This window comes from Streptomyces coryli (genome assembly GCF_011044975.1).
Lineage (GTDB): Bacteria > Actinomycetota > Actinomycetes > Streptomycetales > Streptomycetaceae > Streptomyces > Streptomyces coryli.
Window position 1 is genome coordinate 1 of sequence record NZ_JAAKZV010000283.1, and the last position, 9506, is coordinate 9506.

Genomic DNA, 9506 nt, shown 5'->3' on the forward strand with positions numbered 1-9506 from the left:
GCGGGTGGGTGGGAAGAGGCCCGGCGCGCAGCGGCGTTATGCGGGACGTACCGCCGCCGCGAAAGGCATTGAGTCCACCGGGGCCACCCGGACCGGTGCGCCGGGCCGCGGCGCGTGGATCATCTGGCCGCCGCCGATGTACATGCCTACGTGGCTCAGGCCGCCGTAGAAGAAGACCAGGTCGCCGGGCGCCAGGCCGCTCCTCGGGACCCGTGTCCCCGCGTTCACCTGCGTGTATGTCGTGCGCGGCAGCGCCACCCCCGCCGACCGCCACGCCGCCTGCGTCAGGCCCGAGCAGTCGAAGGCGTTCGGGCCCGTCGCGCCCCACACATACGGCTTCCCCAGTGCCCCGTACGCGAACGCCACCGCCCGCGCCGCCCGCGCGTTCGGCGCCTTGATCGAACCGCGCGGGACCGCGCGGCTCACGGTGCCGCCACCGTGGTCGCCGCCCCGCAGCAGCGCATCGCGCTGATCCGCGGGGAGCGAGTTGAGCAGCCGTCGCGCCTCGGCGAGTTTGCCCTCGATGGTCTTCTTGTGGCCGCGCAGCCGCTCCTCCGCCGCGGTCAGTTCGCGCACCTTGGCGGACGCCGCGCCCCGCACCCGCTCGACCGCCCGCATCTGGCCGGCGAGACCGGCCACCGCGGTGGCCTGCCGGCTGCCCGCGCGCTCGGCGAGGGCGGCCTTGTTCAGGTACGAGTCGGGGTCAGAGGAGAGCGCGAGCTGCAGCGACGGGTCGACGCCGCCGCTGCGGTACTGGCGGGTGGCGAGCGAACCCAGGCGGTTGCGCGCGGAGTTGAGTGCCGCGGTCTTGCGGGCCGCCTCGTCGCGCAGCTCACCGAGCGCCTCCTCGGCCTTGCCCGCCTTCTCCTTCGCGCCGTTGTACTTCTCGGTGACCTGCTCCGCTTCGTGATAGAGCTTCTCGACCTTCGCCTTGGTCTGGGCGGGGGTCATGGGCGGCTCGGCCTGCGCGGGGCCGCCGAGGGCGGTCGCGGAGGCGGCGCCGGCCAGTGCCAAGAGGCCGGCCGCCCGCCGCCGCGGGCGGGGTTGCGGCTTGCTGTGCGACGCCACGAGGGCGGTCACTTCCTTCCGTCCGGTTCCGCCGCGTCCGGCGGCGGCCCTGACAGGGGGAGCGGGGCCGCCGCCGGATTCGGCGGGGGCGACCGACTGCCGTCCTTCGGGAGCGACGGCGGTGGGGAGTCGGCCACCTGACCCGGGACGCTAAACCTGGCGGTGGGGAGGAAGCCGCCCGTTGGCGGAGACTGGCCGTCTTCCGGCCCGGTGGTGACGGAATGTGACCGTACGATCACGGTCAACTGCGGCTTTTCCCTACGGGTGTGACCGATGCGGCGGTTGAGGCGACCCCGAGGCTGGACGCCTGCTATGTGCTGGCTACGCTCCGCCCATGGACGTACTCATCAACATCTTCGTCGCCCTGCACATCATCGGCATCGCGTCGCTGCTCGGCGGCTTCCTGGTGCAGATGAAGGCCATGCGCGAGGGCACCGCGCGGATGACCCCGCCGATGCTGCACGGCGCGCTCACCATGCTCGTCACCGGCATCCTCCTGGTCGGCCTCAACCAGGCCGACGACCAGGAGGTCAACAACCTCAAGATCGGCGTGAAGCTGGCCCTGCTGGTGGTGATCCTCGGCCTCGTCTACGTCAAGCGCGACGACGAGAAGGTGGACGCCAAGCTGCTGGGCACGGTGGGCCTGCTGACGGTGGCGAACATCTTCATCGCCACCGTCTGGACGTAAGACCCGCTCTTTTACGGCCTTACAGCACCCGGGCGCCGGAGTGGAACGGCATGTAGTCGACCGACTCGTACCGCACATTGGCGCCCGGCTTCGGGGCGTGGATCATCTGGCCGTTGCCGACGTAGATGCCGACGTGCGTGACGTCCTCGTAGAAGAAGACCATGTCGCCCGGCTTGAGGTCGGACTTGTTGGTGATCTTCGTGCCCATGTTGACCTGGTCGTAGGTGGTGCGCGGCAGTGAGATGCCGGCCGCCTTGTACGCGCCCTGGGTGAAGCCCGAGCAGTCCCAGGAGTTGGGCCCGGTGGCGCCCCAGACGTACGGCTCGCCGAGCTGGGCCTTGGCGAAGGCCAGGACCTTGTCGTACTGGGAGGTCGAGGAGCCGGAGTCGGAGCCCGAGTCGCCGGAGCCTGAGCCGGAGTCCGAGCCGGCGTCCTCCTCCTGCTGCGCCTCTTCGCGCTTCTGCCGCTCCAGCTCGGCCTGTCGCTCGGCCTCCGCCTTGCGCGCCGCCTCCTCGGCCTTGCGCTTGGCCTCGGCCTCCTTCGCGCGCTCGATCGCCGCCAGCCGGGCCTTCTCCTCGGCGGTGAGCTTCGACAGCAGCTTGCGCGCCTCGGAGAGCTTGCTCTGCACCGTCGCCTTGGAGGTGCGCAGCTCCTCCTGCGACTTGGTGAGCGTCTCCAGGCTCTTCGTCGCCTCGGCGCGCTTCTTGTTCGCGGCGGTCTGCTGGCTGCGGAAGTCCTTGACGGCCTCCTGCTGGCGGCCGGTGAGCCGGTCCATCAGGTGGTTCTGCTCGAAGTACGACTGCGGGTCGTCCGCCAGCATCAGCGTCGCCTCGGGGCCGATGCCGCCGTTGCGGTACTGGGCGGCGGCGTACGAGCCGAGGGTGCGGCGGGCGTCGTTGAGCTTCTGGGTGCGCTCGGCGACCTCGTCCAGCTGCTTGTTCACCGTGGTGCGCTGGGTGGAGGTGCGCTCCTTGGCCTGGTTGTACTTCTGCGTCGCCACGCCTGCCTGGTGGTACAGCTCGTCGACCTGCTTCTGCACCTCGGAGAGGGAGGGCTTGTCGTCGGCGCCGGCGTTCTGCGAGAGCAGGGTCACCGAGGCCAGCGCGGCCGTCATGCCGACGGCGGTGCGACGGCCGGCGGTGCCGGACGACGCGAGTATTCGGGTCCGCGGCTTACGGTGCGCAGCCAAGGCTCGCCACTCCTTCCGTGAGCCGCCGGCAGAGGTGGGGGTTCCGGCGGGGTCGTCCGCGGCCGGCGGGTACCGGCGGGGGGATTCGGACGTCCATTGGCGATGAACCGTAGCCACTCTGTGGGGTGAATGTGAAGGCTGGTGTTCGGTTTGTCCGATACCAAGCTGTGATCTTTACATTCGGCACCCCGCTATGTCCGGCATAGGGCGATCCCGTCCTCGGGCGGTACCGGGGCGGAGTGTCAGCCCGGCCGCCTAGACTCGGTGGACGATGAGCAGCCTCTTCGACGACAGTCAGCTTTCCCTGGACGCGAGCGTGCCCCAGCCGCAGCGCAACGCCCCCGGGGGATACCGCCGCGACGGCACCCCCCGGCCCGTAACCGACCCCGACGCCCTGCTCGACGGGCTGAACGAGCAGCAGCGCGCCGCGGTCGTGCACGCCGGCTCGCCGCTGCTCATCGTCGCCGGGGCCGGCTCCGGCAAGACCCGGGTGCTGACCCACCGCATCGCGCATCTGCTGGCCGAGCGCCGCGTCCACCCCGGCGAGATCCTCGCGATCACCTTTACGAACAAGGCCGCAGGCGAGATGAAGGAGCGCGTCGAGTCCCTCGTCGGCCCGCGGGCCAACGCGATGTGGGTGTCCACCTTCCACAGCGCCTGCGTGCGCATCCTGCGCCGCGAGTCGAAGCGGCTCGGCTTCACATCGTCCTTCTCGATCTACGACGCCGCCGACTCCAAGCGGCTGATGGCGCTGTGCTGCCGCGACCTCGACCTGGACCCGAAGCGCTATCCGCCGAAGCAGCTGAGCGCCAAGGTCTCCAATCTCAAGAACGAGCTCATCGACTCGGAGGACTGGGCGGGCCAGGCGACGGACGGCTTCGAGAAGACCCTCGCCGAGGCCTACACGATGTACCAGCAGCGGCTGCGCGAGGCCAACGCGCTGGACTTCGACGACCTGATCATGACCACGGTGCATCTGCTGCAGGCGTTCCCGGACGTCGCCGAGCACTATCACCGCCGCTTCCGGCATGTGCTGGTGGATGAGTATCAGGACACCAACCACGCCCAGTACATGCTGGTCAAGGAGTTGGTGGGACGGGGTGACGACGCCGCCGAGCTGTGCGTGGTGGGCGATGCCGATCAGTCCATCTACGCCTTCCGCGGCGCCACGATCCGCAACATCCTCCAGTTCGAGGAGGACTACCCCAACGCGCGGACGATCCTGCTGGAGCAGAACTACCGCTCCACGCAGACGATTCTGAGCGCGGCCAACGCCGTCATCGAGCGCAACTCCGACCGCCGCCCGAAGAACCTGTGGACCCAGGCCGGCGCCGGCGCCACCATCACCGGCTATGTCGCCGACACCGAGCACGACGAGGCGCAGTTCGTCGCCGACGAGATCGACCGGCTGTCGGACGCGGGCGAGGCCAAGGCGGGCGACGTCGCGGTCTTCTACCGTACGAACGCGCAGTCCCGGGTCTTTGAAGAGGTCTTCATCCGCGTCGGCCTGCCGTACAAGGTCGTCGGCGGCGTCCGCTTCTACGAGCGCAAAGAGGTCCGGGACGTGCTGGCGTACCTGCGGGTGCTCGCCAACCCCGAGGATGCCGTCCCGCTGCGCCGCATCCTCAATGTGCCCAAGCGCGGCATCGGCGACCGCGCCGAGGCGATGATCGAGGCGCTGTCGCTGCGCGAGAAGATCTCCTTCCCGCAGGCGCTGGTGCGGGTCGATGAGGCGTACGGGATGGCGGCCAGGTCGGCCAATGCCATCAAGCGGTTCAACACGATGATGGAGCAGCTGTACACCATCGTGGAGTCCGGCGCCGGGCCCGCCACCGTCCTGGAGGCGGTGCTGGAGCAGACCGGCTATCTGGCCGAGCTGCAGGCGTCCACCGACCCGCAGGACGAGACCCGGATCGAGAACCTTCAGGAACTCGCCGCCGTGGCCCTGGAGTTCGAGCAGGACCGCGGCGAGGAGGAGGGCCCTGGCACGCTCTCCGACTTCCTGGAGCGGGTCGCGCTGGTCGCCGACACCGACGACATCCCGGACGACGAGGACGACGGCTCCGGCGTCATAACGCTGATGACGCTGCACACCGCCAAGGGCCTGGAGTTCCCGGTCGTCTTCCTCACCGGCATGGAGGACGGCGTCTTCCCGCACATGCGCGCGCTCGGGGACGTAAAGGAGCTGGAGGAGGAGCGGCGGCTGGCGTATGTGGGCATCACGCGGGCGCAGGAGCGGCTCTATCTGACCCGCTCGGTGATGCGGTCGAACTGGGGCCAGCCCTCGTACAACCCGCAGTCGCGCTTCCTGGAGGAGATCCCGGACGCGTATGTGACGTGGAAGCGGAAGGGCGGCTCGGCGGGCGGCGGTGGCCGGTCCGTGGGTGGCGGTGGTGGCGGCGGTGGCCGTTCGCCGCTGGAGGCGGCCGCGGCGGCGCTGTCGTCGGTGCGTACGCGGCAGGGTCCTTCCGGCTTCGCCACCGGGCGGGCCAAGGAGCGGCCCGCGGTGGCGCTCGCGGTCGGGGACCGGGTCACGCACGACCAGTTCGGGATGGGCACGGTCGTGGAGGTCACCGGCAGCGGCGACAAGGCGCAGGCCACGGTGGACTTCGGCGGCGGCGAGCGGCCGAAGAAGCTGCTGCTGCGGTATGCGCCGGTGGAGAAGCTGTAGGTAGCTGTGGGGCGGGGCGGCCTTCGGGCCGTTTCGCACGCGTTTCGTACGGGCCGGGGCCTCGGCTCTACTGCGGGTTGAGGCCCTTGTCCTGGAGCCAGCCGAGCGGGTCTATGGCGTCGCCGCCGCCCGGGTGCACCTCGAAGTGCAGGTGCGGGCCCGTGGAGTTGCCGGAGTTGCCGGAGTACGCGATGGTGTCGCCGGCCTTCACCTCGCCGGACTGGATCCGGGCGCTGCTGAGGTGGCAGTACCAGGTCTCGGTGCCGTCCTTGGCGGTCACGATGACCATGTTGCCGAAGGAGCCGCCCCACTTGGTGGAGACGGTGCCGTCGGTCGCGGCCTTCACCGGGGTGCCGTAGCTGACCGGGAAGTCGATGCCGGAGTGCACGGACATCCAGTTGACGCCCGCCTGGCCGTAGAGCGCCGACAGGCCGTGGTCGGAGACCGGGAGCACGAACTTCGGCCGGGCCGCCTCCTTGCGCGCGGCCTCCTCGGCCTTGCGCTTCCGCTCGGCCTCCTGGCGCTCCTTGAGGTCGATACGTTCCTGGGTACGGCTCGCACGGCCCGCGAAGTCACCGGCGTCCTCGGAGAGTCCGCTGAGCTGGGTGTCCAGCTTGTTGTTCGCGGCGGAGGGCTGCACCTCGGACGGGTCGGGGGCGGCCTGCGGCGTCTTGCTCTTGCCGTCGTCACCGCCCACGGCCCCGCTGACGGTGGCGGCCGCGACGCCGGCCACGCCGACGACGGCGATGGACGGCACGGCGACGGTCAGCAGCGCGGAGCGCTTGGGGGTGCGGCGGCGGCTGCGGGTGCGGGCCTCGAGGGCGGTGAAGGAGAGGGCGGCGGCCTCGGTGTCGGGCTTCGCCGGCTCGGGCTTGTACTCGTGCTCGGGCTTGTACTCGTGCTCGCGCTCGTGCCCGTAGTCGTGCTCGTGCCCGGCCTCGGACTGGGGGGCGGCGGGCTCGTGCCGGTCGTCCGTGGCGGTGTGCTCGGCCGTCCCGCTCAGCTCGGAGAGGTCCCAGGCGGCGGTGGCTTCAAGACCCGCGGCGTCGTGCACGTCGTACGAGACGTCGGGGGTGGCCGGGTACTCCGGCGGGGCCGCGTAGGCCTCGGCGTCGAAGCGGGCCGGGTCGAAGGCGTCGGCGATCTGCTCGCAGGTATCCCAGGTGGGGGCGGCGGAGTCGTAGCCGGTGGTGTCGTACGCGCCGGTGCCGTAGGCGCTGAACGCCGTGGTGTCGAAGCTGCCGGTGTCGAGGCTTCCCGTATCGAAGCTGCCGGTGGCGTAGCCCGAGGTGTCGACGCCGGGGGAGGCGGACCAGGTGCCGGTGTCCCACTCGCCGGTGGCGGTGGTGCTCGCGGCGGGGTAGCCGTAGTCGGCGTCCTCGGGGCCCGGCTGGCGGGGGATGCCCGCGGCCGGGGTGTCCCAGGCGGCGGAGACGTCGTAGCCGCCGGTGCCGTAGCCCGTATCGAAGGAGCCGGTGCCGAAGTCGGCGGTGCTGAAGCTGCCGGTGCTCGCGTCGTACGAGCCGTCGTAGCCGTCCCACTGCGTCGTCGTGGTGGTCGTCGCGTAGTAGGAGGCGTCGTAGTGGCCGGTGTCGTACTGGCCGGTGGCGGTGTCAAAACCCGTTGCGGCGTACGTGCCGGTGTCGTAACCCTGGGTATTCCAGGGGTCCGCGCCCGGGACGTCCGGGGAGTCGGTCCCCGACGGGTGATGATCGTTCACCACGTCCCTTTCGCCTCGGCAGCAGAAGAACGAGCGCGACTGTACCCGGCTGATAACGGCCGCGACAATCTTCTGGAGGTTTCGACGAGGCGAGTTCAGGGCATTTGCTCGAATTTTGCACGACTCAGAGCGAGGTTCAGGCCACGGACGCACCTCCCGATTCCCGCGTCCCGGCCGCCGGTTGAGCACCCTCGGCACCGGCGAGAGCCTGCCGTATCCCGCCCGCGACCGCCCCGTGGACGGGTAGTGCGAGATGGCCCACGCCCTTGATCGGCACGTTCTGGGCGTTCAGGTCCGGATGTTCGATCCGCGCCGCATGTACCGGAACCATCAGCTCGTCGAGATCGCTCCAGAACGCGAAGAAGTGGGTACGGCATCCGGGTGCCGGCAGCGTCAACTCCTTGATCACGTCGGACTCCGGGCGCATCTGCCGGATGATCGGGTGCGCGCTGAGCACCGGGGCGATGCGGGTGCCGGAGTGCGGGGTGCCGAGGGTGACGACCGTACGGACCCGGTCGGCGCCGCCCAGGCGCTGCACGTAATAGCGGGCGATGAGGCCGCCGAGGCTGTGGCCGACGAGATCGACCTCGCGGTGGCCGGTGCGGTGGCATACCTCTTCTATATGGCGGCCGAGCTGTTCGGCGGCCTTGCGGAGGTCGCAGGTCAGCGGCGAGTAGTTGAGGGCGGTGACGTGGCGCCAGCCGTGCCGGAGCAGGGAGCGGCGGAGCAGCACGAAGACCGAGCGGTTGTCGATGAAGCCGTGCAGCAGGAGCACCGGCGGATGGCTGCGGCCCTCGGTCGGTAACCGGGCGGTGTCGGCCTGATCGGTGTCCGGCGGTCTGGCCTCGGCGAGCACGCCGGAGGGATAGAGCATGAGATGGCCGGCGAGGACCAGGAGCTCGAGCAGGCGGACCCTGACGAGCGTGGTGAACGTGGCCAATGCGTTGATCTTGATGGCTTCCCCCGTGTGCGTATGGCGGGAAGCCGCGGAGCGCGGCGGACGGGGCGCGTGGTGTCGGTGATGTGGGTGCTGTCGGTGCTGTCGGTGCTGTCGGTGTGTCGGTGTGTCGGTGTGTGGTGCTGTGACAGCTCAGCGCGGAGGCCCGGCGGCCTGGCTGCGGCTCCCCAGCGTGGCCGTCATCCTTCGGCCGACGCCGGTGAATATTTGTCCTGCGTGTGATTTCCCCCTCGGTACGAACCATGAAACGGCTGGGTGGGGGATGCTGGGGATAACGTTCGTTCACACACGTACCGGCGAGTTCGTGAGTTCGGCCGACGGCGATGGAGGCGTTGATGGGTGTCACAGGTCCGATCCGGGTGGTGGTGGCGAAGCCAGGGCTCGACGGCCACGACCGCGGGGCCAAGGTGATCGCGCGGGCGCTGCGCGATGCCGGCATGGAGGTCATCTACACCGGCCTGCACCAGACGCCGGAGCAGGTCGTCGACACCGCGATCCAGGAGGACGCGGATGTGATCGGCATGTCCATCCTCTCCGGCGCGCACATGACGCTCTTCGCGAAGGTGCTGGAGCTCCTGAAGGAGCGGGATGCCGCGGACATCAAGGTGTTCGGCGGCGGCATCATCCCGGACGGCGACATCCCGCAGCTGAAGGAGCTCGGCGTCGCGGAGATCTTTACTCCGGGCGCGACGACGGCTTCGGTGGTCGACTGGGTGAACGCGAATGTGCGGCAGGAGCGGGCGGCTAGCTAGCCACTGAGCTCCGCGGCATTGAGCTCCGCGTGCAGCGCTGCGCGTATGCGGAGGGTGCTGACCAGGCGTTGGAAGGCCTCCGACCAGTAGCCGGTGGCGCCTGGTGAGCTGTCTTCCGGTTCCTCGCGTATCGCGGTGAGCAGCTCCAGGCGGTCGGCGTGGGCCGGGTCCAGGGAACGTTCGGCCAGCCCCATCACCCCGCTGAAGCTCCACGGATAGCTGCCGCTGTCCCGGGCGATCTCCAGGGCGTCGACGACGGCCTGGCCGAGCACCTCAGGCCACGGGACCGTACACACGCCGAGCAGGCGGAAGGCCTCGGTGAGGCCGTGTGTCTCTATGAACCCCGCGACCCACGCGGCCCGTTCGGCCGGGGGGAGTGCGGTGAGCAGCTTGGCGGGGTCGCGGCCAGGGGCGGGCTCCGCGGGCAGCGGGCCGGTGGTCGGTGCGGGGCGGTTCTGGG

The 9506-nt window shown here is 70.2% G+C and carries 8 protein-coding genes; 3 read left to right on the top strand and 5 right to left on the bottom strand.

Features of this window, described 5'->3' with window-relative positions:
* Positions 1 to 36 precede the first annotated feature (36 nt).
* Complete coding sequence (locus tag G5C51_RS36275) at positions 37 to 1080, bottom strand: C40 family peptidase (RefSeq protein ID WP_420824897.1); 1044 nt, start codon at positions 1078 to 1080, stop codon at positions 37 to 39.
* Positions 1081 to 1402: 322 nt separating this feature from the next.
* On the opposite strand from G5C51_RS36275, the gene G5C51_RS36280 reads away from it, so the two are divergent.
* Positions 1403 to 1756, top strand: a complete 354-nt coding sequence (locus G5C51_RS36280) for a hypothetical protein (protein ID WP_165244171.1) — start codon at positions 1403 to 1405, stop codon at positions 1754 to 1756.
* Positions 1757 to 1775: 19 nt separating this feature from the next.
* Here the strand turns inward: G5C51_RS36280 and G5C51_RS36285 are convergent, their stop codons facing one another.
* Positions 1776 to 2945 carry a C40 family peptidase gene (locus G5C51_RS36285; RefSeq protein WP_165244173.1) on the bottom strand — a complete coding sequence of 390 codons (1170 nt, stop codon included), beginning with the start codon at positions 2943 to 2945 and terminating at the stop codon, positions 1776 to 1778.
* A gap of 271 nt (positions 2946 to 3216) precedes the next feature.
* Here G5C51_RS36285 and pcrA point away from each other — a divergent pair, with 271 nt between their 5' ends.
* Positions 3217 to 5616, top strand: coding sequence for a DNA helicase PcrA (gene pcrA, locus G5C51_RS36290; protein WP_165244175.1), 2400 nt, complete (start codon positions 3217 to 3219; stop codon positions 5614 to 5616).
* 67 nt (positions 5617 to 5683) lie between these two features.
* Here the strand turns inward: pcrA and G5C51_RS44170 are convergent, their stop codons facing one another.
* Together G5C51_RS44170 and G5C51_RS36300 are read right to left on the bottom strand one after the other, a co-directional pair.
* Entirely contained in the window at positions 5684 to 7336 is a 1653-nt protein-coding gene (locus G5C51_RS44170; protein ID WP_165244181.1) for a peptidoglycan DD-metalloendopeptidase family protein, read from the bottom strand.
* Between the two features lie 136 nt (positions 7337 to 7472).
* Positions 7473 to 8285 carry an alpha/beta hydrolase gene (locus tag G5C51_RS36300; RefSeq protein ID WP_476715152.1) on the bottom strand — a complete coding sequence of 271 codons (813 nt, stop codon included), beginning with the start codon at positions 8283 to 8285 and terminating at the stop codon, positions 7473 to 7475.
* 344 nt (positions 8286 to 8629) lie between these two features.
* Here G5C51_RS36300 and G5C51_RS36305 point away from each other — a divergent pair, with 344 nt between their 5' ends.
* Positions 8630 to 9046, top strand: coding sequence for a coenzyme B12-dependent isobutyryl CoA mutase small subunit (locus tag G5C51_RS36305; protein ID WP_165244177.1), 417 nt, complete (start codon positions 8630 to 8632; stop codon positions 9044 to 9046).
* Here G5C51_RS36305 and G5C51_RS36310 read toward each other — a convergent pair.
* Positions 9043 to 9506 (bottom strand): DUF5691 domain-containing protein (locus G5C51_RS36310; protein WP_476715151.1); only part of this gene is annotated, 464 nt, incomplete at its 5' end. The genes G5C51_RS36305 and G5C51_RS36310 overlap by 4 nt on opposite strands.